The organism is Pseudoxanthomonas jiangsuensis, assembly GCF_010093185.1.
Taxonomy (GTDB): domain Bacteria; phylum Pseudomonadota; class Gammaproteobacteria; order Xanthomonadales; family Xanthomonadaceae; genus Pseudoxanthomonas; species Pseudoxanthomonas jiangsuensis.
In genome coordinates this window covers 84,527-109,654 of sequence record NZ_PDWL01000005.1, presented here as the reverse complement: position 1 = coordinate 109,654, position 25,128 = coordinate 84,527, and the positions used below count along the sequence as shown (strand labels likewise).

At 72.5% G+C, this 25,128-nt stretch carries 21 protein-coding genes; 9 read left to right on the top strand and 12 right to left on the bottom strand.

Translation table 11 applies throughout. The annotated features are described in order from the left end of the window. Positions 1-134: 134 nt before the first annotated feature. Positions 135-758 (bottom strand): OmpW/AlkL family protein, encoded by a 624-nt coding sequence (locus tag CSC62_RS04870; RefSeq protein ID WP_162405045.1) that lies wholly within the window; start codon positions 756-758, stop codon positions 135-137. A 191-nt stretch (positions 759-949) separates the two neighbouring features. Between CSC62_RS04870 and gap the strand changes: the two genes are divergently transcribed. The 4 genes from gap (at position 950) to CSC62_RS04850 (ending at position 7,831) form a co-directional block, all read left to right on the top strand. Continuing rightward, positions 950-1,954: a type I glyceraldehyde-3-phosphate dehydrogenase gene (gene gap / locus CSC62_RS04865; RefSeq protein ID WP_162405044.1), complete on the top strand. Its 1,005-nt coding sequence runs from the start codon at positions 950-952 to the stop codon at positions 1,952-1,954. A gap of 246 nt (positions 1,955-2,200) precedes the next feature. After that, positions 2,201-5,011 (top strand): DUF2339 domain-containing protein, encoded by a 2,811-nt coding sequence (locus CSC62_RS04860; RefSeq protein WP_425501992.1) that lies wholly within the window; start codon positions 2,201-2,203, stop codon positions 5,009-5,011. Beyond that, positions 5,008-6,441, top strand: a complete 1,434-nt coding sequence (locus CSC62_RS04855; RefSeq protein ID WP_246194188.1) for a DUF3999 domain-containing protein — start codon at positions 5,008-5,010, stop codon at positions 6,439-6,441. The genes CSC62_RS04860 and CSC62_RS04855 overlap by 4 nt, the downstream gene beginning before the upstream one ends. 214 nt (positions 6,442-6,655) lie before the next feature. Then, on the top strand, positions 6,656-7,831 hold the full coding sequence (locus CSC62_RS04850; RefSeq protein WP_162405042.1) for a phosphoglycerate kinase: 1,176 nt from the start codon (positions 6,656-6,658) through the stop codon (positions 7,829-7,831). Between the two features lie 208 nt (positions 7,832-8,039). Here CSC62_RS04850 and pdxA read toward each other — a convergent pair whose 3' ends face one another. From pdxA to CSC62_RS04820, 6 genes are all read right to left on the bottom strand, one after another. Further along, positions 8,040-9,023, bottom strand: a complete 984-nt coding sequence (pdxA, locus tag CSC62_RS04845) for a 4-hydroxythreonine-4-phosphate dehydrogenase PdxA (RefSeq protein WP_162405041.1) — start codon at positions 9,021-9,023, stop codon at positions 8,040-8,042. A 13-nt stretch (positions 9,024-9,036) separates the two neighbouring features. Beyond that, the gene (locus tag CSC62_RS04840; protein ID WP_162405040.1) at positions 9,037-10,383 is read right to left on the bottom strand and encodes a peptidylprolyl isomerase; all 1,347 of its coding nucleotides are present in this window, start codon (positions 10,381-10,383) and stop codon (positions 9,037-9,039) included. A gap of 4 nt (positions 10,384-10,387) precedes the next feature. After that, positions 10,388-12,691, bottom strand: coding sequence for an LPS assembly protein LptD (gene lptD / locus CSC62_RS04835; RefSeq protein WP_246194186.1), 2,304 nt, complete (start codon positions 12,689-12,691; stop codon positions 10,388-10,390). A gap of 133 nt (positions 12,692-12,824) precedes the next feature. After that, positions 12,825-13,736: a histone deacetylase family protein gene (locus CSC62_RS04830; RefSeq protein ID WP_162405103.1), complete on the bottom strand. Its 912-nt coding sequence runs from the start codon at positions 13,734-13,736 to the stop codon at positions 12,825-12,827. A gap of 109 nt (positions 13,737-13,845) precedes the next feature. Further along, the gene (locus CSC62_RS04825) at positions 13,846-14,409 is read right to left on the bottom strand and encodes a cob(I)yrinic acid a,c-diamide adenosyltransferase (RefSeq protein WP_162405038.1); all 564 of its coding nucleotides are present in this window, start codon (positions 14,407-14,409) and stop codon (positions 13,846-13,848) included. 22 nt (positions 14,410-14,431) lie between these two features. Then, positions 14,432-15,025: a hypothetical protein gene (locus CSC62_RS04820; protein ID WP_162405037.1), complete on the bottom strand. Its 594-nt coding sequence runs from the start codon at positions 15,023-15,025 to the stop codon at positions 14,432-14,434. 136 nt (positions 15,026-15,161) lie between these two features. Here CSC62_RS04820 and ubiH point away from each other — a divergent pair, with 136 nt between their 5' ends. Both ubiH and CSC62_RS04810 read left to right on the top strand, forming a co-directional pair. Next, positions 15,162-16,361, top strand: a complete 1,200-nt coding sequence (ubiH, locus tag CSC62_RS04815; protein WP_162405036.1) for a 2-octaprenyl-6-methoxyphenyl hydroxylase — start codon at positions 15,162-15,164, stop codon at positions 16,359-16,361. Between the two features lie 8 nt (positions 16,362-16,369). Then, the gene (locus tag CSC62_RS04810) at positions 16,370-17,548 is read left to right on the top strand and encodes a UbiH/UbiF family hydroxylase (protein ID WP_162405102.1); all 1,179 of its coding nucleotides are present in this window, start codon (positions 16,370-16,372) and stop codon (positions 17,546-17,548) included. 12 nt (positions 17,549-17,560) lie between these two features. Here the strand turns inward: CSC62_RS04810 and CSC62_RS04805 are convergent, their stop codons facing one another. Further along, entirely contained in the window at positions 17,561-17,941 is a 381-nt protein-coding gene (locus CSC62_RS04805) for an EF-hand domain-containing protein (RefSeq protein WP_162405035.1), read from the bottom strand. A gap of 87 nt (positions 17,942-18,028) precedes the next feature. Continuing rightward, on the bottom strand, positions 18,029-19,177 hold the full coding sequence (locus CSC62_RS04800; RefSeq protein ID WP_162405034.1) for a Gfo/Idh/MocA family protein: 1,149 nt from the start codon (positions 19,175-19,177) through the stop codon (positions 18,029-18,031). Positions 19,178-19,346: 169 nt separating this feature from the next. Here CSC62_RS04800 and CSC62_RS04795 point away from each other — a divergent pair, with 169 nt between their 5' ends. After that, complete coding sequence (locus CSC62_RS04795; RefSeq protein ID WP_425501991.1) at positions 19,347-20,291, top strand: SMP-30/gluconolactonase/LRE family protein; 945 nt, start codon at positions 19,347-19,349, stop codon at positions 20,289-20,291. Between the two features lie 93 nt (positions 20,292-20,384). Continuing rightward, positions 20,385-21,101, top strand: coding sequence for a hypothetical protein (locus CSC62_RS04790; RefSeq protein WP_162405032.1), 717 nt, complete (start codon positions 20,385-20,387; stop codon positions 21,099-21,101). A gap of 123 nt (positions 21,102-21,224) precedes the next feature. Here CSC62_RS04790 and rlmM read toward each other — a convergent pair whose 3' ends face one another. Genes rlmM through CSC62_RS04775 form a run of 3 tightly spaced genes read right to left on the bottom strand, consistent with a single transcriptional unit; the run spans position 21,225 to position 24,623 of the window. Beyond that, positions 21,225-22,280: a 23S rRNA (cytidine(2498)-2'-O)-methyltransferase RlmM gene (gene rlmM / locus CSC62_RS04785; protein WP_162405031.1), complete on the bottom strand. Its 1,056-nt coding sequence runs from the start codon at positions 22,278-22,280 to the stop codon at positions 21,225-21,227. 4 nt (positions 22,281-22,284) lie between these two features. Continuing rightward, positions 22,285-22,845, bottom strand: a complete 561-nt coding sequence (locus CSC62_RS04780; RefSeq protein ID WP_162405030.1) for a nucleoside deaminase — start codon at positions 22,843-22,845, stop codon at positions 22,285-22,287. An 8-nt stretch (positions 22,846-22,853) separates the two neighbouring features. Then, entirely contained in the window at positions 22,854-24,623 is a 1,770-nt protein-coding gene (locus CSC62_RS04775; protein WP_162405029.1) for a glutamine--tRNA ligase/YqeY domain fusion protein, read from the bottom strand. A 220-nt stretch (positions 24,624-24,843) separates the two neighbouring features. Between CSC62_RS04775 and CSC62_RS04770 the strand changes: the two genes are divergently transcribed. After that, complete coding sequence (locus tag CSC62_RS04770) at positions 24,844-25,119, top strand: putative signal transducing protein (RefSeq protein WP_162405028.1); 276 nt, start codon at positions 24,844-24,846, stop codon at positions 25,117-25,119. Positions 25,120-25,128: the final 9 nt, after the last annotated feature.

Below are 25,128 nucleotides of genomic sequence, written 5' to 3'. Positions count from 1 at the left end.
GCGGCCAGCCAGCGCGCGGGATGGCGTGCACGGCGACGTGCCGGGCGGCGTGCGGAACGGCGGACGGGAACGGAATCGGAGCGGACCATGCCGGCACTTTAACCGACCGGCCCGCTCCGTCCCCTGGAGCAGGATCAGAACTTCAGGACGTAGGCCACGCCGTACACCAGCGGGTCGATGTTGGCGGTGCCCAGCTTGGCGCCGTCCACCTTGACCTTGGTGTCGATGTCGGCCCAGCGCACGTCCACGCGCACCGCCGACTTCTCGCCAACCTTGAAGTCCAGGCCCGCATGCGCGGCCAGGCCCCAGGAGTCGTCCAGCTTCAGCTTGGTGCCGGCCAGCGCGCCGGTGGTGTCTTCGCTGAAGAAAGTGGTGTAGTTCAGGCCCAGGCCCAGCAACGGCGAGACCTTGCCGTCGCTGTTGAAGTGGTACTGCAGGCTGACCGTCGGCGGCAGGTGCTTGGTCTCGCCAACCTTGCCCACGCCCTTGACCGCGATCTCGTGCTTGAACGGCAGCGCGGCCAGCACCTCGATGCCGAGGTTGTCGCGGACGAAGTACTCGAAGGTCACGCTCGGCTTGGCGTCTTCGTCGATCGCCAGCGGCAGGGTGCCGGCGGCGAGCTTGCCGTTGTCGGACTTCGGGTCGACCTGGTGCACGCCGATGCCGACGGTCCAGTCGCCGGCGGACTGGGCGAAGGCGGGAGCGGCGGCGCCGGCCAGGCTGGCGGCGAGCAGGAGGGGGAGGAGCTTCTGTTTCATGGGCAACGCTCTTGCGTCTTGGGGAATGGCGCCAGTCTCCGCCGGCACCGCGCGCGGCGCCTTGATTGCAGTCAAGAGCGCGCCGGGCGGGCGGCGGCGCGGTGCTAGAATGGCCGCCCGCTTCATCGATCCTTCATTCAGTCCTTCCCACAGCGGGCCGCACCCGTCGCGGCCGTCAGGAGTCATCAGCAATGGCGATCAAGGTTGGCATCAACGGCTTCGGCCGCATCGGCCGCAACGTGCTGCGTTCGGCGGTGCAGAACTTCGGCGGCGACATCGAGATCGTGGCGATCAACGACCTGCTCGAACCGGACTACCTGGCCTACATGCTGCAGTACGACTCCGTGCACGGCCGCTTCGGGGGCGAGGTCAAGGTCGAGGGCGGCGCCTTGTTCGTCAACGGCAAGAAGATCCGCCTGACCCAGGAGCGCGACCCGGCCGCGCTGAAGTGGGACGAGGTCGGCGCCGACGTGGTGATCGAGTCCACCGGCCTGTTCCTGGACAAGGCCAGCGCGCAGAAGCACCTGGACGCCGGCGCGAAGAAGGTGATCCTCTCGGCCCCGTCCAAGGACGACACCCCGATGTTCGTCTACGGCGTCAACCACGACACCTACGCCGGCCAGGCGATCGTGTCGAACGCCTCGTGCACCACCAACTGCCTGGCCCCGCTGGCCAAGGTCATCCACGACAAGTGGGGCATCAAGCGCGGCCTGATGACCACGGTGCACGCCGCCACCGCCACCCAGAAGACCGTCGACGGTCCGTCCAACAAGGACTGGCGCGGCGGCCGCGGCATCCTCGAGAACATCATTCCGTCCTCGACCGGCGCGGCCAAGGCGGTGGGCGTGGTGATCCCGGCGCTGAACAAGAAGCTGACCGGCATGAGCTTCCGCGTGCCGACCTCGGACGTGTCGGTGGTCGACCTGACCGCGGAACTCGAGAACCCGGCCAGCTACGAGGAGATCAAGGCCGAGATCAAGGCCCAGAGCGAAGGCGCGCTGAAGGGCGTGCTGGGCTACACCGAGGACAAGGTGGTTGCCACCGACTTCCGCGGCGACACCCGCACCTCGATCTTCGACGCCGACGCCGGCATCGCCCTGGACCCGACCTTCGTCAAGCTGGTGGCCTGGTACGACAACGAGTGGGGCTACTCCAACAAGTGCCTGGAGATGGTCCGCGTGGTCGCCGGCAAGTAAGCCGCGGCCGCCAAGCGCGACACCCTGGAGGCGCCCCGCGAGGGCGCCTTCTTTTTGACGGCCGGCCGTGCGCGAAGGCCGGGCATGCGCTTGCCGCCTTGCAAACGCGCGCGGCATCGCCGACGCTGCCGGCGCCATGGCGGCCGCCGGATCGCCTGCGACCACCGCTGCAGGACCTGACGGAACGGGGTGAGGATGGACGGACTCGTGGGAGTGCTGGTGCTGGTGGGATTGGCGGTGCTGGCCATGCCGGTGCTGCTGATCGTGGCCCTGGTGTCGCTGGCGGGGTTGAAGCAGCGCGTGGCCGCGCTGGAGCAGGCGCTGGCCGCACGCGCGCCGGCGATGCGGCAGGACGAATCCGCGCGGCCGTCCGCCTTCCACGCCGCCGCTCCCGCGGCACGGGCCGCACCCGAGGAAACGGACGAACGCACCCTGGCCGAGCGCATGCGCGATCAGGCCGGGTCCGGACCCACGCCGGCCGCAGGGGTGCCGACGCCCAAGGCTGCCAGCCCCACTACGGATGCGCCGGGAACCTCGGTGACGCCGCCGGAGATGTCGCCGGCCGCCGGCCCCGCCGTTCCGCGCCCCCAACCCGTTCCCGCGCCGCCGCCCGGCCCGGCTTCTCCCGCGGGTGCAGTCCCACCGCCCTTGCCGGCCGCCGCCCGCGTCCCGCGCGGGGAAGCGCCTTCGGCCGTATCGCCGGCCCCGCGCCAGCCGCGCCGCGAGGCGCCCGCAGCGGACAATCCGGTGCTGCGCATGGTCAAGCGCTGGTTCACCGTCGGCAACGTGCCGGTCAAGATCGGCGTGCTGGTGTTGCTGGCCGGCGTGGCCGCTTTGCTCAAGTACGCCAGCGACCAGGGCCTGTTCGTGCTGCCGATGGAGCTGCGCCTGGCCGGCGTGGCCGCCGCCGCTTTGGGCGCGCTGGCCTTCGCCTGGCGCCGGCGCGACAGCAACCGCAGCTTCGCCCTGAGCCTGCAGGGCGGGGCGATCGGCGTGCTCCTGCTGGTGGTGTTCGCCGCATTCAAGCTGTACGGGATGATCGACGCCGGGCCGGCGTTCGCGCTCAGCGTGATGCTGGTGGCGGGCATGGGCCTGCTGGCGGTGCTGCAGGACGCGAAGGCGCTGGCGGTGTTCGCGCTGCTGGCCGGTTTCCTGGCGCCGATCTGGCTGTCCACCGGCCAAGGCAACCACGTGGCGCTGTTCTCGTACTACGCGCTGCTCAACGCGGCGATCGTGGCGATCGCCTGGTTCAAGGCCTGGCGGATCCTCAACCTGCTCGGCTTCGCCTTCACCTTCGGCATCGGCACCGTCTGGGGCGTGGGCGCCTACCTGCCCGGGAAATACGCCAGCACCCAGCCGTTCCTGGCGCTGTTCTTCCTGTTCTACCTGGCGGTGCCGATCCTGTTCGCGCGCCGGCGGCCGGAAGGGCGGCGCGACCTGGTCGACGGCTGCCTGGTGTTCGGCACGCCGCTGGTCGCCTTCGCCCTGCAGGCCGGGCTGCTGCAGGGGGTGATGGCCGGGGGCAGCCGGTTGCCGCTGGCGTTCTGCGCCCTGGGCCTGGGCGTGCTGTATGCGGGGTTGGCCTGGGCCTTGCTGCGCCGCGCCGGCTACACCGTGCTCGGCCAGTCGTACGCGATCCTGGCGGTGGGCTTCGCCACCCTGGCGGTGCCGCTGGCGCTGTCGGCGCGGGCCACGGCCAGCGTGTTCGCGCTGGAGGGCGCCGGCCTGGTCTGGCTGGGCCTGCGCCAGGGGCGCTGGCTGCCGCGCTTCACCGGTGCGCTCCTGCAGTTGCTGGCCGCGGTCGCTTTGCTGGCGGGCCTGGATGCGGTCGGGGCCGACGCGCGCGCGCTGTTCAACCCGACCGCGATGGGCATGCTGCTGATCGCCCTGGCCGGCCTGGCCAGCGCCTGGGCGGCGCGCGCGCACGGCCAGGACGGGCTGGCATTGCCGTTCTACCTGTGGGGCCTGGCCTGGTGGGCCGGGCTGTGCGTGCACGAGGTGCAGCGCTTCGTCGAGGCCGCGGTGCGGCCGGATGCGCTGCTGGCCATGGCCGCGCTCAGCGGCTGGATCGCGGCCGAGGTCCAGCGCCGCAGGCCGGCGCCTGCGCTGGCGTTCACCGTGTTCGCCGCCTTCCTCGCCGCGGCGCCGCTGGCGCTGTGGCAGGACGCGGTGCATGCGCATCCCTTCGGCGGCGGCTATGGCGCGCTGGCCTGGGTGGCGTTCGCCGCGCTCGGGCTGCGCAGCCTCGGCTGCCTGCGCGGGGACGACGACGGCGGCGCCGGCGCGGCCCAGTTCGTGTGGTGGCTGCTGTGGCCTTGCGTGCTGTCGATGGAAGGCCATTGGCTGGCCGCCGACGCCGGCCTCGGCCAGGGCTGGCAGGTGGCGCTGGTGATGCTGCCGTGGCTGGCACTGGCCGCGCTGGGCCTGTGGCGCTGGTCGTGGCTGGCGTTCCCGCGCGAGGAGGAACGGGCCGCGCGTCTGCGTGTGCCGGTGCTGTGGCTGGCGTTCGCGGTGCTGGCGGCGGCTTGGCTGGCGGCGCTGACCCGGCCGCTGCCGCCGGCCCCGCTGGCCTGGCTGCCTTGGCTCAATCCGGGCGAGCTGGCGCAGCTGCTGGCGCTCGCACTGGGCGTGGCCTGGCTCGGTTCGGAACACGCGCCGGCCGGCCTGCAGCGCGCGCGCATCGGGGTGCTGGCGCTGGGCGGCTTCCTTTTGCTGAGCGCCACCACCCTGCGCGGCGTGCACTACTGGGGCGGGATCGGCTGGAATGCCGGCCTGCTCTCGTCCAGCCTGGCCCAGACCAGCCTGACCGTGGTCTGGAGCGTGCTCGGCGTGCTCGGCTGGATCATCGGCTCGCGCCGCGGCCGGCGTGGGCTGTGGCTGGCTGGCGCGGTGCTGATGGCCGTGGTCCTGGCCAAGCTGGTCCTGGTGGACCGTTCGCACCTGGGCAACCTGACCGGGATCGTCTCGTTCATGGCCTACGGCGTGCTGTGCACGATCGTGGGCTATCTGGCGCCGGCGCCGCCGCGCCTGACGGCCGTGGAGGAAGCGCAGGCATGAGTCCGCAGGCAGGCATGGACGGGCAGGGCCGTCGCATCGGCGCGAGCAGACGCTGGCGCCGCGTGGCGCTGTTGCTGTCGCTGGGCCTGGTCCTGATCCAGGCGGCCGCGCTGGCCGGTCCGCGCGAGGACTACGCGCGGCAGTGGCCGCTGACCCTGGGCCAGGCCGACGCCGGCGCCTACCGGGTGGTGCTGGACGAGGCGGTGTACCGCCAGGCCGGCGACCACGCGCTGGCCGACGTGGAGGTCTTCAACGCGGCCGGCCAGGCCTTGCCGGCCGCGGTGCTGTCGCCGGCGCAGCCGCTGGCGCAGGCCCCGCGGGTGCTGGCCTTGCCGTGGTTCCCGTTGCCGGCGAACGCGCCGGCGGCCGGCGGCGCCGACATCCGCCTGATCGCTGAGCGCAACGCGGACGGCAGCATCCTCAGGATCGAGGCCGGGATGGATGCACCCGCGGCCGCCGCGCAGGCCGGCGGGCAGTGGCTGGTCGACGCCAGCCGCCTGCGCGAGCCGCTGCGCGCGCTGCGCCTGGACTGGGAGGCACCGGCGCAGCCCTGGCAGGCCGGCTACCGGGTCGAGGGCAGCGACGACCTGCGCGACTGGCGCACGCTCAACCCGGGCACCACCCTGCTGGACCTGCAGCGCGACGGCGAACGCCTGCGCCAGGGCCGGATCGAGCTGGACGGCCAGGCCCGCTACCTGCGCCTGCAGCCCTTGCGCCCCGGCCCCGGGCCGCAGCTGACGGTGGTCTCGGCCGAACTGGCGCCGCCGCCGGCGCAGGCGCAGTGGCAGTGGCTGGAGATCCAGGGCCAGCGCCGCCGCGACGCAGGCCGCGATGGTTTCGAGTTCGTGCTCCCCGGCCGCTTCCCGGTCGCGCGCGCCGACGTGGTCCTGCCCGGCAACAGCGCGGTCGAATGGACCCTGCACAGCCGCGAGGACGCCGACGCCGCCTGGACCTGGCGGGCCGGGCCGTGGATGGCCTGGCAGGTCGAGGCCGGCGGCGATGCGCGCGACCGGTCCGAGCCCGCGACGCTGGCTTCGGTGGTGCGCGACCGCCACTGGCGGCTGAGCGCGTCCACCCCGGTGGGCGATGCGGCGCCGGTGCTACGCCTGGGCTACCGGCCGGAGGTGGCGGTGTTCCTGGCCCAGGGCGCGCCGCCGTACGCGCTGGCCGCCGGCAGCGCCCGCGCCGGCCGCGGCGAGGCGCCGATCCCGGCCCTGCTCGAGGCCTTGCGCCGCCAGCGCGGCGCCGACTGGCAGCCGGCCCCCGCCTACCTGGCCGACGCGCCGCAGGAACTGGCCGGCGACGCCGCGCTGGCCCCCCGGCGAGAGCACGACTGGAAGGGCTGGCTGCTGTGGTCCCTGCTGGTCGGCGGCGCGCTGATGGTGGCCCTGCTCGGCCTGAGCCTGCTGCGGCAGCGCGGGGAGCCTTGATCCGCCTTCCTTGTAGGAGCCGGTCTTGCCGGCGACCATGGCAATGACGGGTCGTTGCCAATGATCCTTTCGCCATGGCGGTCGCCGGCAAGACCGGCTCCTACACCAGGTTTGCCCCCGTTCCGCCACGGCGGGACAATGCGGGCCTTTCGCGGCCTGCGCCGCGGCATCGGGCAATGCCCCGACTTCTTCCCCCCTCGATGAGACCGACCCCATGACGATCCTGCGGATGACCGACCTCGACCTCGCTGGCAAGCGCGTGCTGATCCGGCAGGACCTCAACGTGCCGATCGACGGCGGCAGGATCACCTCCGAGCAGCGCATCACCGCCTCGGTACCGACCCTGAAGCTGGCGCTGGAGAAGGGCGCGGCGGTGATGGTCACCTCGCACCTGGGCCGGCCGAAGGAAGGCGTGTGGAGCGAGGCCGACTCGCTGGCGCCGGTGGCCGCGCGCCTGTCGCAGCTGCTGGGCGTGGACGTGCCGCTGGTGAAGGACTGGGTCGACGGCGTGGACGTGGCCCCGGGCCAGGTGGTGCTGCTCGAGAACTGCCGGATGAACGTGGGTGAGGGCAAGGACGACGAGTCCCTGTCGAAGAAGTACGCGGCGCTGTGCGACGTGTTCGTGATGGACGCCTTCGGCACCGCGCACCGCGCCCAGGCTTCCACCCACGGCGTGATCCGCCACGCCCCGGTCGCCGCCGGCGGCCCCCTGCTGATGGCCGAGCTCGATGCCCTGGACAAGGCCCTGGCCAACCCGGCGCGGCCCCTGCTGGCGATCGTGGCCGGCAGCAAGGTCTCGACCAAGCTGGAGCTGCTGACCAGCCTGGTCGGCAAGGTCGACCAGCTGATCGTCGGCGGCGGCATCGCCAACACCTTCATCGCCGCGGCCGGTCACGCCGTGGGCAAGTCGCTGTACGAGGCCGACCTGCTGGAGACGGCGAAGAAGATCGACGCCGACGCCAGGGCGCGCGGCGCGCAGATCCCGATGCCGGTGGACGTGGTGGTGGCGCCGGCGTTCGCCGCTGACGCGCCGGCCACGGTCAAGGCGGTCGATGCGGTGGCCGCGGACGACCTGATCCTGGACATCGGTCCGCAGACCGCGGCGCAGTACGCCGAACTGATCAAGGCGGCGGGCACGGTGGTGTGGAACGGGCCGGTGGGCGTGTTCGAGTTCGACGCCTTCGGCAAGGGCACCGAGACTCTGGCGCGGGCGATCGCGCAATCGCCGGCGTTCTCGATCGCCGGCGGCGGCGACACCCTGGCGGCGGTGGACAAGTACGGGATCGCCGGCGGGGTCAGCTACATCTCCACCGGCGGCGGCGCGTTCCTGGAATTCCTGGAAGGCAAGACCCTGCCGGCGGTCGCGGCGCTGGAGGCGCGCGGCGGCTGAGGCTTTCTCTGGCGCGTCGAAAGCCCACCTTCTGCACGCGGTGGGTTCAGGACTTTTACCAACGTCATCCCGGCGAACGCCGGGACCCAGTGACTTTGCTCTGCTCCAGCTTGTAGGGGCCGGTCTTGCCGGCGATCGTGGAGGCGGACAGATCACTGGTCCCGGTTGCACGCAGATGCCTAGTCATGGCGGTCGCCGGCGAGACCGGCTACAGCAGCAGCTGCCGCTGCCGGGCGATGCGCGCGCAGGTGGCCACCGCCGCCTCCAGGCTGGAGGGATCGGCCAGGCCTCGGCCGGCCAGGTCCAGGGCGGTGCCGTGATCCACCGCCACCCGCGGGTAGGGCAGGCCCAGGGTCAGGTTTACCGCGTGCTCGAAACCGCTGTACTTCAGCGTCGGCAGGCCCTGGTCGTGGTACATCGCCAGGACCGCGTCGAAGCCGCGCAGCTTGCCGGGCAGGAACGCGGTGTCGGCCGGCAAGGGGCCGACCAGGGCCATGCCCTGCGCGCGCAGTTCCTCCAGCACCGGGACGATCGTCTCGATCTCCTCGTGGCCGAGGTGGCCGTTCTCGCCGGCGTGCGGATTCAGGCCCAGCACCCCGATCACCGGCGCCGACAGGCCGAAGTCGCGGCGCAGCGACTCGTGGGTGGTCCGCAGGACCTTGCGTAGCAGGCCGGCGTCGATCGCGTCGGCGACCTGGCGCAATGGCAGGTGGGTGGTGGCCAGGGCCACGCGGACGATGTCGTTGGCCAGCATCATCACCACCTCGCGGCCGGCGTGCTCGGCCAGCAGTTCGGTGGTGCCGGTGTAGGGGATGCCGCCCTCGTTGATCGTGGACTTCTGCACCGGACCGGTGACCATGCCGGCGAATTCCCCGGCCAGGCAGCCCGCGGCCGCACCGAGCAGGGCGTCGATCACCGCGCGGGCGTTGCGCGGATCGGGGGCGCCGAACGCCACCGCGTTGGCATTGGGGAACATGCGCAAGGGCAGGTCGCCGGGCGCGCGCGCCTCCTGATCCTCGTGCAGCAGGTTCAGGGGCAGGGCCAGCGCATCGGCGGCGGCCTGCAGGGTGGCCGGGTCGGCGAAGGCGACCAGCCGGCAATCGCGCCGTGGCCGCTGGGCCAGGCGCACGCACAGTTCCGGTCCGACCCCGGCCGGTTCGCCGGGTACCAGGGCGAGCCGGGGGGGCGTCACGGCCGGCTCCGGCTCAGCTGCCGGCCGGCGGCGCGGCGGACGTGTCTTCGGCGCGGTCGCCGGCGCGCAGGACGATGTAGGCTTCGCCGCGCATCTCCTGAAGGTAGCGGTCGTACTCTTCTTCCAGCTTGCGCCGGCCGATGGTCTCGCGGACCTGGGCGCGCTGGTTGGCGTCGGTGACGTCCTGCTCACGCTCGGCCACGCGCTGGATCACGTGCCAGCCGGCGTCGCTGCGGAACGGCTGGGAAATCCCGCCATCGGCCAGGGAGGTCACCTGGCGGCCGAAGTCGGCACCGTAGGCATCGGCCGGGAACCATCCCAGATCGCCGCCCTGGCCGCGGGTGCCGTTGTCCTCGGAGGACTCGCGCGCCACTTCCTGGAAGTCGGCGCCGCCGACCACGCGCGCGCGCAGGGTGTCGATCTTGGCCTTGGCCGCGGCCTCGTCCTGGCGGTCGTTGATCCGGACCAGGATGTGGCGGACGTGGTATTCGGTGACGGTGCGCTGGGCCGCCTGCGAGGCGTCGCGGCTCTCGACCAGGCGCAGCAGCTGGAAGCCGCTGGGACCGCGGATCGGACCGAGGATCTGTCCGGCCTGCAGGTCGCGGATGCGGGTGGCGAAGGCGGCCGGGATCTCGTCCAGGCTGCGCCAGCCCAGGTCGCCGCCTTCCAGCGCGTTGGGGCTGTCGGAGTAGCGCACCGCGGCGGCGGCGAAGTCCATCTCGCCCTTGTCGATCACGTTCTTGATGCCGTCGATCTTGCGCTGGCCGGTGGCGATCTGCTCGGCGGTGGCGCCGTCGGGCAGGGCGACCAGGATGTGGGCCAGGTGGTACTGGCGGCCGCCGCTGGCCTGCTGGGCCAGGGCCGCGTCGACCTCGCCCTCGCTGACGTTGACCCGCTGGGCGTAGCTCTGGCGCAGGCGCTGGACGGTGATCTCGTCGGACAGCGAGCGGCGGAACTCGTCGAACGCCAGGCCGTCGGCGGCCAGGCGCTGGCGCAGGCCGTCGACCGACAGGCCGTTCTGCTGGGCGATCTGGGCGACGGCCTGGTTGATCTCCTGATCGCCGACGCGGATGCCGTTGGAGCGGGCGCGGGCGACCTGCAGCTTGACCAGGACCAGGCGCTCGAGCACCTGGCGCTCGAGCACCGCGCGCGGCGGCAGCTGGTTCTCGCGGCCGGCGTACTGGCCGACGACGTTGCGCATCGCCAGGTCCAGTTCGCTCTGCAGGATCACGTCCTCGTCCACGATCGCGGCGATGCGCTCGATCGGTTGCGTCTGCTGGGCGGGCGCGGCGAAGGGGACGGCGGACAGCGCGGCGGCGGCCGCCAGGAGGATCGCGGGAAGGCGGAGGCGTCGGCTCATGGACTCAGGGAATGAGGTTCGGATCGTAATCGTCCGGATCGGGCGTGGTGTTGCTCGGCGGGACCAGGTAGAGGTCGTCGCGGTGGTAGCCGAGAATAGCACGGCGCAAAGTCCGCTCCGTGTCCTGGCCGGCCGACCCTAGGCCCTTGAGCACGAATTCGACCTGAATGGCGTTGTCCAGGTCGCCCTCGCGGTTGCGCACGTAGCGCCGGGCCAGCGCGCGCACCGCCAGGCAGCAGCTGTCCCACTGCACGCCGGCGATCGCCTCCAGCAGCTTGTCGTCCTGGATGGAGTGGTAGTAGCGGCCGACCACGCTCCAGGTCGGGCTGACCGGGTACAGGAAGGAGAAGTCGGCCTGCTCGAGCAGGTCGCGGCGGTAGCGGTAGCCGAGGTTGACCACGCCGTCGTTCGGCCACAGGTAGCGGGCGCGGACGCTGGCCAGGTCCTCGCGCCGGAACTTGGGGTCCCACTGGTAGGAGGCACCGAGGTTCCAGCGGTCGTTGATCATGTAGTTGGCGTCGGCCACCCAGGCCGACTTGCCCTGGGCCACCGGGGTCTCGCCCGGGGCCACGACCCGCGAGTCCTCGAAGTAGCGGATCTGGCCGAGGCTGGCCGACAGCTTCTCGCGGCCGTCGGCCTGGCGGATCAGGCGGGTGGTCAGGGCCACGGTCAGCTGGTTGGCGTCGGTCTGGCGGTCGGCGCCGGAATAGCGGTTGTCGCGGAACAGCTGGCCCCAGCTGAAGGTGAAGGGCCGGGTGTCGAACAGCGGCAGCCCGTCCTGCTCGCGGTACGGCGCGTTGAGGTAGAACAGCCGCGGCTCCAGGGTGTGCAGGTAGGCGTCGCCGTCCCAGGTGGTGTCGCGGTCGAAGTACAGGCCGGCGTCCAGGCTGGCTACCGGCAGGCTGCGGGTGGGCGAATCGTCGCCGCCCAGCTGCGCGGCCAGGTCCTCGTCCAGCTTGTAGGCGGTGTAGCGCCAGGCCAGGGTCGGGGTCACGTACCAGGCCGGGCCGGCCAGGCGCGCGGAGAGGTAGGGCTTGACGTCCAGGCGGCTGCCGCCGGGGCGCTCGGTGTGCTGGAAGCGCACCGCCTCGGCGTACACGCCGGCGTCGAACCAGTGGCCCAGCGGCTGCTCCCAGTTCACGAACACCCGCGGCAGCCGGCTGTAGGGCAGGTTGGCGTCGGTCAGGGTGTAGTCGGTGAGCTGGAAGTGCTCGGCCATCGCCCCGGCGTTCCAGTACTGGCCGGTGCCGTAGACCCCGGCGGTGCTCTGGATGTAGGACGCCGACACGCCGTTGAGGCGGTTGGCGAAGTCCTCGACGTAGCGGTCGTCGCTGACCCAGCCCAGGCTCGCCCGCGCCTGCCAGTGGCTGTCGATGTTGTGGTAACCGGTGAAGCCGAAGCGGCCGCGGTCGCGGTCGCGCAGCTCGTCGCTGGGCATGTAGGCGCCCTCGATCGTGCCGCGGCCGCCCTCGTAGAGGTAGCGGAACTCGCTGTCCAGCATCAGCCCGCGCTTGCTCATCCAGCGCGGGGTCAGGGTCATGTCGTAGTTCGGCGCCAGGTTGAGGTAGACCGGCTGGCGGTAGTCGAAGCCGTTGCGCCCGGACATGCTCACCGACGGGTACAGCAGGCCGGTCTGGCGGCGGTCGTCGACCGGGAACTTGAACCATGGCACGTACAGCACCGGGAACCGGCCCATCCGCAGCACCGCGTTGCGGGCCACGCCGAAGCCCTCGTCGCTGTCGACGTCGATCCTCTGCGCGCGCAGTTCCCAGGCGCGCTGGTCGGGGTCGCAGGTGCTGTAGGTGGAGTGGTGCAGTTGGCCCTGGGCGCCGCGCAGGTTGATCGAATCGGCGCCGCCGTTGCCGCGCCGGTCCACCAGCTGGTAGCGGATGTTGGTGATGACGTGGGTGTCGGCGTCCTGGTCGCCTTGGGCGCGGTCGGCGACGATGCGGATGCCCGAGTCCTGGTAGCGGACGTTGCCCTCGGCCACGTAGGTGCCGGTCTCGGTGTCGAAGCGCATGTCGTCGGTGCCGAGGAACTGGTCGCCGCGGACCAGGGCGACGTTGCCCTGGTATTGCGGCTGGGTCTCGGTGCCGCTGAGCCGGTCGCCCGCGATGTCGGTGGGCTGCTCGTTGCGCGCCGGCGCGCCGGGCTGGGCGGCCGGCGGCGCGCCCTCGAACGGGGCCAGGACGTCGCCGGCCGGGCACAGGGCCCAGCTCAGCGGCTTCTCGTCGGCGGCCAGGGCCGGGCCGGACAGGCAGGCGGCGATGCTCAGGGACAGGGGCAGCAGGCGCAGGGGGTGTCGCACGGGCAGGGGGCATCCGGGCCGAAAATCGCCGGTAGCTTGCCGGATGCGGGTGCATGCGGGCAATGAAAGCGCGCCGCGGGGGCGGCCGGGGTTCATGCGGAAGGTGGCAGGGTTGGCCCCGGCCGGCCGGCTTTCAGCCGCGCAGGGCGCCGACGTGGGCCACCGTGCATTCGGCCAGGGCGTCGAGGTTGTAGCCGCCCTCGAGCATCGACACCAGCCGGCCGCCGCCGTGGCGGGCGGCCACCGTGCGCAGCTCGGCGGTGATCCAGGCGAAGTCGTCGGCGTCCAGCATCAGGTCGGCCAGCGGGTCGGACAGGTGGGCGTCGAACCCGGCCGAGACCAGGACCAGCTGTGGACGGAAATCGTCCAGCGCCGGCAGCAGGGTGTCCAGCCAGGTGTTGCGGAAGCGGAAGCCGCCGCTGCCGGGAGGCAGCAGGACGTTGTGCAGGTTGCCGGCGCCGCGCTCGTGGACGCTGCCGGTATGCGGGTATAGGCCGGACTGGTGGCTGCTGAGGTAGGCCACCTTCGGCTCGCGCTGGAAGATGGCCTGGGTGCCGTTGCCATGATGGACGTCGAAATCGACGATCGCGATCCGTTCCAGGCCGTGCTGGTCGCGGGCATGGGCGGCGGCCACGGCGATGTTGTTGAACAGGCAGAAGCCCATCGCGGTGTCGGCGGTGGCATGGTGGCCGGGGGGGCGCACGGCGCAGAAGGCGGTAGTGGTTTCGCCGGCCAGCACGGCGTCGACCGCGGCGATCCCGGCGCCGGCGGCGTGCAGGGCGGCGCGGGCCGAGCCGGGAGAGAGCAGGGTGTCGGTGTCGAGGTGGCGCAGGCCGGCGGGCAGCGGTTCGAGCACCTGGTCGACCAGGCGGTCGGCGTGGACCCGGAGCAGGGCGCCGCGGCGGGCGGCGGGGGCGTCGCGCCAGTCGAGGTCGGGCCAGGCCTCCTGCAGGGCGTCGAGCACCACGCGCAGCCGGGCGGGCTGTTCGGGATGGCCGGGGCCCGGATCGTGGGTCAGGCAGGCGGGATGGGTCCAGGCGAGCATGCGGCCAACGTAGCGCGGCGAAGGCAGGGGCGCCATCGGATATTGGTCGGAGCCAAAGCGCAAGCCGGAAGAGCGGTCCGCGAGTTGCCGGCAGGGGAACGCCGAGCCGTCAGGGCGCGGCGTTGCGCCGCTCGTGCCGCCACAGCACTTCGCCCTGGCCGTCGGCGCGGGCCAGCACCCGGGCCAGCACGAACAGCAGGTCGGACAGGCGGTTGAGGTAGCGCACCGCTTCGCCGCGGACCTGCTCCGCCCGCGACAGCGCCACGGTCTGGCGCTCGGCGCGGCGGACGATGGTGCGGGCCAGGTGGCAGCGCGCGGCCGCCTCGCCGCCGGCGGGAAGGATGAAGTCCTTCAGCGGCGGCAGGTCCTCGTTGTAGCGGTCCAGGTGGCGTTCCAGCGCATCGATGTCCTCGCCGCGGATCGCGGCGTGGCCGGGGATGCACAGCTCCCCGCCCAGGTCGAACAGCTGGTGCTGCACGGCGGTGAGCAGGTCGCGCACGTCTCCGGGCACGCCCGGCGCGGCCAAGACCACGCCGATCGCGGAGTTGGCCTCGTCCACCGTGCCGTAGGCCTCGACCCGCAGCGCGTCCTTGCCGGTGCGGCTGCCGTCGCCCAGGCCGGTGCTGCCGTCGTCGCCGGTGCGGGTGTAGATCTTCGAGAGGCGGTTGCCCACGGGCGGACGCTCGCCGCGCGGCTCAGCGCGCGGCGGGGTCGCGCCCGGAGCGCAGGGCCGGGCCGATGCGCTCGGCGGCCACCTGCACCGCGGCGGCGATGGCCACGTACACTCCGGCGGTCACCAGGTACGGCGGCAGCCAGTCGGTGTAGTTCTTCCACCAGCCGGCCAGGGTCGGCTCGGCGACGCTGGCGCTGGTCCAGTAGAAGCTGCCCTGGGCGATCAGGTGGCAGACCAGGACCGAGACCACGAAGGCCAGTGCCAGCCGGCCCAGCGCGTCCCAGTTGGCGCGCACGTAGTGGCGGCGCAGCCAGGCGCCGCCGGCCCACATCGCGCCGTAGGCCGGCACCAGGCACCAGTAGCCGGGCGAGACGCAGTAGTGGCTCCAGAAATCGATGCCCTGGCCGGAGATCACGTACCAGTCCACCGCCACCGCCAGCACCATCAGCGCCGGGAAGGCCCAGCGGCCCCAGCCGCGCAGGACGAACCCGGCGACGAAGAAGGTCGCCCAGGTGGTGTCCGGTGGCGAGAAGTGGTCGAACACGTGCGCGCGCGAGGCCGCCATCAGCACGGCCAGGACGAAGAGGACGAACAGGCGTTGGGGGGTGGAGGTCATGGCGCGCGCAGTGAAGTGGTCCGGCCGCATTCTAGCCGAGGCCCGCCGGGCATGCGCCGGATCAGTGCCGGCAGCCAGGGTGGAGCGCTCCGGTGCGATGCCTGCCGATTCCCGGCCCCCGCGTATCATGTCGCGCATGATCCGAACCCACGATGTCGTCATCGTCGGCGGCGGCCTGGTCGGCGCCAGCCTGGCGATCGCCCTGGACGGGCTGCCGCTGGACGTGGCCCTGGTCGAGGCCAGTCCTCCCGGCGAACTGCCGGCGGTGTTCGACCAGCGCAACCTCAGCCTGGCCGCGGCCTCGGTCAACGCCCTCGACGCGCTGGGCGTGATGCGCGAACTGCGCGCCCCGGCCGGCCCGATCCGCCGCATCCACGTCAGCCGCGCCGGCGATTTCGGCCGGGTGCAGCTGGACGCGTCCGACTACGGCCGCGACAGCTTCGGCCAGGTGGTGGTGGCGCGCGATTTCGGCGAAGCGCTGGAAGCGCGGCTGGCGCAGCTGCCGCGCCTGGTCCGCTACCGGCCCACGCGCTTCGTCGCGCTCGACGGCGACGACGGCGCGACCCGCGGCCTGCGGCTGGCCACCGCCGATGGCGAACTGCAGCTGCGCGCGCGCCTGCTGGTGGCCGCCGACGGCACCCGCAGCGCCTTGCGCGACGCGCTGGGCATCGCGGTGCGCCGCCACGACTACGGCCAGACCCTGTTCGTGGCGCGGGTGCGCGGCGAACGCGCCCCCGACGGCACCGCCTACGAGCGCTTCACCGACAGCGGCCCGACCGCGCTCCTGCCGCGCGGCGACCGCGCTTGGGGCGTGGTCCATGGCGTGCCCACGGCCGAGGCCGAAGCGGTCGCGGCGCTGGACGAGGCCGGCTGGCTGGCGCGGATCCAGCAGGTGTTCGGCTGGCGCGCCGGGCGCCTGCTCGCCGCCGGCGAGCGCCAGGCCTATCCGATCGCCTCGGCGGTGGCCGAAGGCCTGGTCGCGCCGCGCGCGGTGCTGCTCGGCAACGCCGCCCAGACCCTCCACCCGGTCGGCGCGCAGGGCTTCAACCTCGGCCTGCGCGACGCCCTGACCCTGGCCGAAGGCCTGCGTGCGCAGGCCGCCGATCCCGGCGACGATGCTCTGCTGCGGCGCTATGCCCACCGCCGCGGCGAGGACCGCGAGCGCACCCTGGCCTTCTCCGACGGCCTGGCCCGGCTGACCGGCAACCCTTTGCCCCTGCTGCGGCCCCTGCGCAGCCTGGGCCTGCTGGCCGCCGCCCGCGCCGGCTGGCTGCAGGCCTGGCTGGTCGGCGGGGCGATGGGTTTCCGCGGCGACGTCCCGGAGCTGTGCCGATGACGGGGCATGTGAAAGGCCGTGCGCGCCTGGACGCGGTGGTCGCCGGCGGTGGCGTGGTCGGCGCGGCCTGCGCGCTGGCCCTGGCCCGCGCCGGCCTGGAAGTGACCCTGGTCGAGCCGCGCCCTGCGCCGCGCTGGTCGGCCGCGCAGCCGGACCTGCGGGTGTACGCGCTGGCCCCGGACAACGCCGGCCTGCTCGAACGCCTGGGCGTGTGGCCGCAGGTGCGGGCCGCGCGCGCCCAGCCGTACCGGCGGATGCGGGTCTGGGACGCGGCCGGCGGCGGCGAACTGCGGTTCGACGCGGCGTCCATGGCCCGCGAAGAACTGGGCTGGATCGTCGAGAACGACCTGCTGGCCGACCGCCTGTGGGCGGCGCTGGCCGCGGCCGGGGTGCAGGTGCGCAGCCCCGCTCGGGTCGAGGCGCTGGAGCAGGATGCCGCCGGCGTCCGCCTGCGCCTGGACGACGGCAGCCGGCTGGAAGCGCGGATCGCGGTGGCCGCCGACGGCGCCGGCTCCGACCTGCGGCGACTGGCCGGGCTGGAGCTGGACGCGCACGACTACCGCCAGCGCGGCGTGGTCGCCTACATCGAGACCGAAGCCCCGCACCAGGACACCGCCTGGCAGCGTTTCCTGCCGAGCGGGCCGCTGGCGCTCTTGCCGTTCGTGGACGGGCGCAGTTCGATCGTCTGGACCCTGCCCGAGGACGAGGCCGCGCGGGTGCTGGCGCTGGACGACGAAGCCTTCGCCGTGGCCCTGACCGACGCCTCGGCCGCGCGCCTGGGCCGGGCCGCGCCGGTGTCGCCGAGGGTCGCGTTCCCCCTGCGCCGGCAGCTGGTGCGGCAGCAGGCGGCGGGACGGGTGCTGGTGCTGGGCGATGCCGCCCACGTGGTCCATCCGCTGGCCGGGCAGGGCGTCAACCTCGGCCTGCGCGACGTAGCCGCCCTGCTGGCCGAAGTGGAGGCGGCGCGCGCGCACGGGTCCGACTGGACCGCCGCACACCGGCTGCAAAGGTGGGCACGCCGTCGGCGCAGCGACAACACGGTGTCGGCCTACGCCTTCGAAGGCATCAACCGGCTGTTCTCCAATGCCGACCCGCTGGCCACCCTGGCACGCGGGCCGCTGCTGGGGCTGGCCGGGAAACTGCCGCCCTTGCGCAGCGCCTTGTGGCGGCACGCGGCCGGGGTCTGAGCCGACGCGTCGTCAGCGGAGCCAGCCGGACAGTTCGCCGCGGTCCAACTTGCCGTCGTTGTTCGCATCCACCGCGCGGAACTCCGCGTCCAGGGTCGGATTGGCCTTGGCCTCGGTGCGGTCGATCAGCCCGTCGGCATCCGCGTCCAGCGCCTCGAAGTCGATCCGGTAGTTGCCGACCACGCTGTCGGGCTCGTACGAGCGCACGATGGTGCGTTCGTCGTGGTCGCCGTCGATCACTACCATCCCACTCTGGCGCTGCATCGGCGCGCTGGACGGCGCCGCCGCGGGCGGCGGCAGGGGCAGGGTGGTGGCCTGGGCCAGGGCGCCGCCGCTGGCGAGGGCCAGGCAGAGGCCGGCGGCGAATCGGGACGCGATACGGACGCGGATCATGGCAGCGAGGGACGCAAGGTCGGGACGGCACACGCTAGGTGGCCGGCGGTGAAGCGTCCCTAAACCGGTACGCTCCACCCATGCCGTTCACAGCACGATCCGCTTCCCGCCTGCGCGAGCCGAGGCGTACACCGCGTCCACCACGCGCATGTCGCGCAGGCCCTCCTCCCCGGGCACCAGCGGCGCGGTGCCCTGCAGGATCGCCAGGGCGTCGTCGTCCATCTGTTTGGCCTGCTGGTAAGGCGAGGTGCCGGTGCTGGCGAAGGTCTGGCCGTCGCTGGTGCGGCCCTTGAGGCCGTCGTAGGTCTGGAACGGGGACAGTTCGTACCAGCCGCGCTCGCAGTCGGCGCGCAGGGTGTTCATCTCCCGGCCGAAGCTGGTGGCGCATTCGGCGACCAGCCCGTCGGCGAATTCCAGGGTGAAGTGCATGGTCTCGTCCACGCCCTGGAACAGGTGCTCGCGCACGACCTCCTGGCGCGCGGTCACCGCCACCGGTTCCTGGCCGCTGGTGTAGCGGGCGGCGTTGAGCGCGTACACGCCCATGTCGTACATCGCGCCGCCGCCGTGCTGCGGCAACAGGCGCCAGGGCTTGTTCGCCGGATCGACGTCGTCGTAGGCGTGGAAGCCGGCCTCGGCGCGCAGCTTCAGGATTCTGCCGTACGGCTTCTCGCGCGCCATCGCGATCAGTCGGCGGGTGATGGGATCGTGCTGCAGGCGGTAGCCGATGGTCAGCTGCACCTTGTTGGCGCGGCAGGCCTCGATCATGGCCTGGCCCTCGGCCGCATCCATCGCCATCGGCTTCTCGCACCACACGTGCTTGCCGGCGTTGGCCGCGCGCAGGGTCAGCGGCTTGTGCAGGTCGTTGGGGGTGGCGATGTAGACGGCCTGGATGTCCGGGTTGTCGGCGATCCGGTCGAAGTCGTCGTAGCCGTAGACGTTGCGGTCGGGGATGCCGTGCTTGCGCTGCCACTCCGGGATCTTCTCCGGCGAGCCGGTGACGATGCCGGCCAGGTGGCAGTGCCGGGTCAGCTGCAGGCCGGGCGCGAGCAGGTGGGTGGCGTAGTAGCCCAGCCCGATCAGGGCCACGCCGATCGAGTCCTTGCCGCGCGCGGCGGTGGGCGTCGCGGCGCTGGCCGGGTTCGCGGCGCGGGCCATGCCGGAAGGCAGGGCGGCGCCGATCCCGGCGCCGGCCATGGCCGCGAGCAGGTGGCGGCGGGTAAGTGCGGTGTCGTGCATGGGCCCTCTCCCTTGGGTGCGTGCGATGTGTGGACTGGTGACCGCTAACATGCGCAGGTCCGCACCATGCCACAGTCGACGCGGCGACCACGGACGGCGGCGTATGCGCGGACCGCTCTGGCACACTGGCCCGCCCTGCCCGGAGGACGCCGCCATCGCCCGCACGCCCGTGTCTCGTCCCGCCACCCGGCGGATCGCCGCCGCGCTGCCGGCCCTGCTGTCGCTCGCTGCCTGCGCCGCCGCGCCTGTGCAGGCGCCGCCGCAGGTGGCTGATGCGACACCGCTGTTCGAGGCCCGCGACTACGTCGGCGACGGGGTGTTCGGCGAAGGGATCGAAGGCCCGGCCACCGGTCCGGGCGGGGTGCTCTACGCGGTCGCCTTCGGCCGCGACGGCACCATCGGCCAGGTGGTGCCGGCTGCCGATGGCCAGGGCGCGGCCACCCTGTTCGTCGAGCTGCCGGCCGGCAGCACCGGCAACGGCATCCGCTTCGGCGACGACGGCGCCATGTACGTGGCCGACTACAGCGGCCACAACGTGCTGAGGATCGATCCGGCGACGAAGGCGGTGGCGGTGTTCGCCCACCTGCCCGCGGCCCACCAGCCCAACGACATCGCCCGCGCCCCGGACGGCACCCTCTACGCCAGCGATCCGGACTGGAAGACCGGCCAGGGCCAGCTCTGGCGGATCGGCCGCGACGGCCGGGTGGACCGGCTGGAGACGGCGATGGGCACCACCAACGGCATCGAGGTCAGCCCCGACGGCAAGCGGCTGTACGTGAACGAGAGCGTGCAGCGCAAGGTATGGGCCTACGACATCGGCGCCGACGGCAGCATCGCCGGCAAGCGCCTTTTACTGGAATTCCCGGACCACGGCCTGGACGGCATGCGCAGCGACGCCGACGGCAACCTCTACATCGCCCGCTACGGCGCCGGCGTGGTCGCGGTGGTCTCGCCCCAGGGGCAGGTGCTGCGCGAGGTGCGGCTGAAGGGGCAGAAGCCGACCAACGTCGCCTTCGGCGGCGCCGATGGCCGCGACGTGTACGTGACCCTGCAGGACCGCGGCGCGATCGAGACCTTCCGTGCCGACCGGCCCGGGCGCGAATACGGGCGCTGAACCGTTTGGTCGCCCGGTCGCGCACGGCCGGGCGCGATCCCAGCCCTTGCGACGCCCGCCGCGGATACTGCAGCACCGGAGGAGACCCGTCCCATGCAGCAGCTCGAACTGAACGACCCGGCGGCCTTCGCCCATGAATTCCTGCGCCAGACCCAGCTGCAGGGCTTCGGCGCGCTGAGCAAGCGCGACCTGGAGCTGCTGGTGTTCGTCCTGCTGGAGCGCGACGGCGCGATCGACCGCAACGCCAGCAACCATGCCGCCGCCGGCCAGCTGCGGGTGACTCCGGCCAAGCTGCGCGCGTTGCGCCGCGACGGCTACGCGCGCTGGCGCCAGCTGGTGGCCGAGCAGGCCGACGCGGCCCTGCGCCGGATCCTGGGCCATGTCCTGGACGAGGCCAACCTGCGCGCGGGCAGCCGCCACGTCAGCGAGCGCAGCCGCAAGGACGGGTTCCTGGCGGTGCGGATCGAGCATCCGGACGATCGCCAGCAGTTCGAGCAGGCGATCCTGGACGCCGGGGCCTTGCCGGTCTACGAGCGCAACCGGGAGGTGCTGGCGGTGCGCTTCGACACCCTGGTGGCGCTGGCCGAGCGCAGCGGCTTCCTGCAGCCGGACACGGAGGCGGTGGTGAAGCATCTGCGCGCGCTGGCGCCGGCCTCGGAGGAACTGGCCGACCTGCTGAAGAAGGACGTGTCCCGGCTGCGCTGGGAGGACGCGCGCAACGCGCTCAACAGCCTCGGCGCCAAGGCGGTGGCGAGCAGCGCCGAGGGCGGCCTGAAGGGATTGCTGAAGCTGGTCTTCCCCTTCCTGTAGGAGCCGGTCTTGCCGGCGACCGCCATGGCGGATGCGTGTGCGTGAAGCCGGTTGCCAATGATCCGTCCGCCTCCACGGTCGCCGGCAAGACCGGCTCCTACAAGGGAGTTCCCGCCGCGCCGTTCAGGTCGCCGGCGTGGCGAACACCGTGATCTCCTCGCGGTCGTGGTACAGCTGGCGCGCACGCACGGTCAGCGGTTTCCCGGCCTGGGCGGCGAACAGGTCCAGGCATTGCCGGGTTTCCTGCCAGCGCTTCTTCATCGGCAGCTTGAGGTTGAACACCGCGTGCCGGCACCAGCCCTCGCGGAACCACTGCGCCATCCGCGCGGCGACCTTGCTGGGCTGTTCGACCATGTCGCAGACCATCCAGTCCAGCGGCCGCGAGGGCTGCCAGTGGAAGCCGTCGGCGCGCAGGTGCTCGACCAGGCCGGTGTCCAGCACGTGCTGGCGCAGGGGGCCATTGTCGATCGAGCTGACCCGCAGGTGCTGGCGGGTCAGGACCCAGGTCCAGCCGCCGGGGGCGGCGCCGAGGTCGGCGGCGGTCATGCCGGGGCGCAGCAGGCGCTCGCGCTCGCCGGCGTCGAGCAGGGTGAGGAAGGCTTCCTCCAGCTTCAGGGCCGAGCGCGAGGGTGCTTCCGGCAGCAGCTTCAGCCGGGGGATGCCCAGCGGCCACGGCGAGCTGTCGCGGGGATCGGCCAGGGCCAGAAGGGCGTGGTCGCCGGCCAGGAAGCACACGTGCAGCCGCGGCAGCCGCGGGTCCTCCCTGGCCGACAGCAGGCCGGCCTTGCGCAGCGCCGGGCGCAGGGCGTTGCCGAAGCTGCGCGCCAGCGCCGACAAGGGCTTGCCGGCGTCCGAGTCCGGGTGCTCGACCCAGACATCGCCCAGGCGCAGGTCCGCGGGCAGGGCGGCCAGCAGGGGTGTCAGCCGGTCCTTCGGATCGAGTCCGCGCAGTTCGGCCAGCAATCGCAGCTTCTGCCGGGCGAAGACCAGGTCGCGGAAGGGCAGGGCGCGGGCCAGGGCCCGGGCGTCGGCGGCGTCGCCGGTGACGAACAGCACGTGGCCGTCGTCGCGGCTGGCGCGGGCGTAGCCGGCGATCCCAGCCTGCGCGGCGCGTTCGCCCAGTTCGGCGGCCAGCTCCGGTTCGAAGCCCTGGCGGCAGTAGCCCAGCAGGCCGTCCATGCGGTCAGTAGCGCTCGCCGCCGCCTTCGCCGTAGGCACGCAGCACCGCGCGCGCCTCGGTGCGCATCAGGTCGCGGGCCACCGCGATGCCGCGCTTTTCCAGTTCGCCGATCCAGTCGGCCGGCAACGGGCCTTCGTCGAATTCGGTCAGCTCCATCACGTCCTCGGCGCGGGCGCCGATCAGCAGCCGGTCGATCCCGGCCCAGACGGTGGCGCCGTAGCACTGGCAGCACGGCTGCGAGGAGGTGGCCAGGGTCACCGGTGAGAGCACGTCGTTCAGGCGCGGGGTCTGCAGCCTCTGCTGGGCCAGCATATAGGCCATGTTTTCGGCGTGCGCCAGCGAGGTGCTGTGCGGCAAAACCCGGTTGACGCCGGTGGCGATCACCCGATGATCGGGACCGAACACCACCGCGCCGAACGGCCCGCCGCTGCGGGCCTCGACATTGCGCCGCGACAGCTCGATCGCCAGCGCGACCTTGTCCTCGTCGGAAGCGAAGGTCGCGCCCTGGTCGAACGCCTCGTGGATCCAGGCGGGCAGGGTGAGGTGGACCTGGGCGTACAGCATCGGCGTACTCAGCCCGCCGCCCAGGTGTCGCGCAAGGTCACGCTGCGGTTGAACACCGGCCGCTCGGGCGTGTGGTCGCGGCGGTCGGCGACGAAGTAGCCGGTGCGCTCGAACTGGAACGACTGCTCTGGCGCGGCCAGTGCCGCGGCCGGCTCGAGCCAGCCCTGCACCGTCTTCTTCGATTCCGGGTTGAGGTGGTCGCGGTAGGTCCTGCCGTCGGATTCGTCGTCCGGCTTTTCCACCGAGAACAGGCGGTCGTACAGCCGGATCTCGGCGGCCACGGCGTGCGCCGCGCTGACCCAGTGGATCGTGCCCTTGACCTTGCGGTTGGCGCCTTCCATGCCCGGGCGCGATTCCGGATCCAGCCAGCCGCGCAGCTCGATCACTTCGCCGGCATCGTCCTTGACCACCTCGTCGATGCGGACGATGCCGGCGCCGCGCAGCCGCGCCTCGCCGCCCGGGACCAGCCGCTTCCAGCCCTTGGGCGGGACTTCGGCGAAGTCCTCGCGCTCGATCCACAGCTCGCGCGCGAACGGCACCTGACGCTCGCCCTGCGATTCGTCCTTGGGGTGGTTGGGGAAGGTCAGCGATTCGGTGTGGCCTTCCGGCAGGTTGGCGAGCACCAGCTTCAGCGGATCGATCACGGCCATGCGCCGCGGTGCGCTCGCGTCCAGGTCCTCGCGCAGGCAGCCTTCCAGTACCGAGAAGTCGATCACCGAGTTCTGCTTGCTGATCCCGACCCGGTCCACCAGCAGGCGCAGCGAGGCTGGGGTGTAGCCGCGGCGGCGCAGGCCCTGCAGGGTGTACATGCGCGGGTCGTCCCAGCCGTCGACCAGGTGCTCGGCCACCAGCTGGGTCAGCTTGCGCTTGCTCATCACCGTGTAGTTGATGTTCAGGCGCGAGAACTCGATCTGGCGCGGCTTGGCCGCTTCCTTCGGCAGGCCCTTGGCGGCCAGCGGCTCCAGCAGTTCCGGGTGGCCGGCCAGGTCGACGTTGTCCACGCACCAGTCGTACAGCGGGCGGTGGTCCTCGAACTCCAGGGTGCACAGCGAGTGGGTGATGCCCTCGATCGCGTCGCCCAGGGCGTGGGCGAAATCGTACATCGGGTAGATCGGCCACTCCGCGCCGGTGTTCTGGTGCTCGACGTGCTTGATCCGGTACAGCGCCGGGTCGCGCAGGTTGATGTTGCCGGAGGCCATGTCGATCTTGGCGCGCAGGGTGCGGGCGCCGTCGGCGAACTCGCCGGCGCGCATGCGCGCGAACAGGTCCAGGTTCTCCTCGACGCTGCGCTCGCGGTAGGGCGAATTGCGGCCGGGCTCGGTCAGGCTGCCGCGATAGGCGCGCACTTCCTCGGCGCTCAGGTCGCAGACGAAGGCCTTGCCGTCGCGGATGAGCTTCTGCGCGGCCAGGTAATAGACCCCGAAGTAGTCCGAGGCGTGGCGCAGGCTGGCCCAGTCGAAGCCCAGCCAGCGCACGTCGTCCTGGATCGCGGCGACGAACTCGGGATCCTCCTTGGCCGGGTTGGTGTCGTCGAAGCGCAGGTTGCAGCGTCCGCCGAACTCGGCGGCCACGCCGAAGTCCAGGCAGATCGCCTTGGCGTGGCCGATGTGCAGGTAGCCGTTGGGCTCGGGCGGGAAGCGGGTCCTGATCGCGGTGTGCCTGCCGCTGGCCAGGTCCTCGCGCACGATCTGGCGGATGAAATCCCGTTTCTCCGATGCCGGGGCGTCGGGGGCGGGATTTTCCGGGGCGGCGTCGGCGAGCGTGTTCGGGTCGGACATGGCGGGAGAAGGCTGCGAAGGCAAACGGCAAGTTTAGCCGAGCCGCTGCCGGCCCAGCGCCCGGAGGCCGGGCATGTTCAGGCTTGCGGTCCTGCGCGTGCCGCGGCCGGCCGTCGATCGCGTGACGCCCGGGCGGGTGCCGGCGCCGTTCATCGACCTCTCCGGCACGCGGCGTAAGCTGGGCCGAAAGCCAGTGTCCCCGGCCACGGAGGAATCCGCCATGCAGGTCGTCTATCGCGCCCACAACCTGATCGATGCCCACCTGGCCCGGCACGTGCTGGAGGACGCGGAGATCCCGGCCTTCGTGTTCGGCGAGAACCTGCTGGGCGCGGCCGGCGAGCTGCCGCTGTTCGGGGTGCTGCGGGTCTGCGTGCCCGATCCGTACCTGGCGCAGGCCGGGGCGGCGCTGGCGGAAGCCGGGTTGGCTGGCGACGGCTTGCGCGAGGCGGCCGCGGACCCCATTTCAGGCGACGAACCCGGCCTGCAGCCGGCCTGAAGGAGGAAG

Excerpts from the sequence above, each read along its gene's own strand:
- CSC62_RS04870 (WP_162405045.1), bottom strand. The coding sequence starts at position 758 with ATGAAACAGAAGCTCCTCCCCCTCCTGCTCGCCGCCAGCCTGGCCGGC.
- CSC62_RS04820 (WP_162405037.1), bottom strand. The coding sequence starts at position 15,025 with ATGACCTCCACCCCCCAACGCCTGTTCGTCCTCTTCGTCCTGGCCGTG.
- CSC62_RS04780 (WP_162405030.1), bottom strand. The coding sequence starts at position 22,845 with ATGCTGTACGCCCAGGTCCACCTCACCCTGCCCGCCTGGATCCACGAG.
- CSC62_RS04775 (WP_162405029.1), bottom strand. The coding sequence starts at position 24,623 with ATGTCCGACCCGAACACGCTCGCCGACGCCGCCCCGGAAAATCCCGCC.
- rlmM (WP_162405031.1), bottom strand. The coding sequence starts at position 22,280 with ATGGACGGCCTGCTGGGCTACTGCCGCCAGGGCTTCGAACCGGAGCTG.
- ubiH (WP_162405036.1), top strand. The coding sequence starts at position 15,162 with ATGATCCGAACCCACGATGTCGTCATCGTCGGCGGCGGCCTGGTCGGC.
- CSC62_RS04850 (WP_162405042.1), top strand. The coding sequence starts at position 6,656 with ATGACGATCCTGCGGATGACCGACCTCGACCTCGCTGGCAAGCGCGTG.
- CSC62_RS04860 (WP_425501992.1), top strand. The coding sequence starts at position 2,201 with ATGCCGGTGCTGCTGATCGTGGCCCTGGTGTCGCTGGCGGGGTTGAAG.
- CSC62_RS04840 (WP_162405040.1), bottom strand. The coding sequence starts at position 10,383 with ATGAGCCGACGCCTCCGCCTTCCCGCGATCCTCCTGGCGGCCGCCGCC.
- CSC62_RS04790 (WP_162405032.1), top strand. The coding sequence starts at position 20,385 with ATGCAGCAGCTCGAACTGAACGACCCGGCGGCCTTCGCCCATGAATTC.
- gap (WP_162405044.1), top strand. The coding sequence starts at position 950 with ATGGCGATCAAGGTTGGCATCAACGGCTTCGGCCGCATCGGCCGCAAC.
- CSC62_RS04800 (WP_162405034.1), bottom strand. The coding sequence starts at position 19,177 with ATGCACGACACCGCACTTACCCGCCGCCACCTGCTCGCGGCCATGGCC.
- CSC62_RS04770 (WP_162405028.1), top strand. The coding sequence starts at position 24,844 with ATGCAGGTCGTCTATCGCGCCCACAACCTGATCGATGCCCACCTGGCC.
- CSC62_RS04830 (WP_162405103.1), bottom strand. The coding sequence starts at position 13,736 with ATGCTCGCCTGGACCCATCCCGCCTGCCTGACCCACGATCCGGGCCCC.
- CSC62_RS04855 (WP_246194188.1), top strand. The coding sequence starts at position 5,008 with ATGAGTCCGCAGGCAGGCATGGACGGGCAGGGCCGTCGCATCGGCGCG.
- CSC62_RS04805 (WP_162405035.1), bottom strand. The coding sequence starts at position 17,941 with ATGATCCGCGTCCGTATCGCGTCCCGATTCGCCGCCGGCCTCTGCCTG.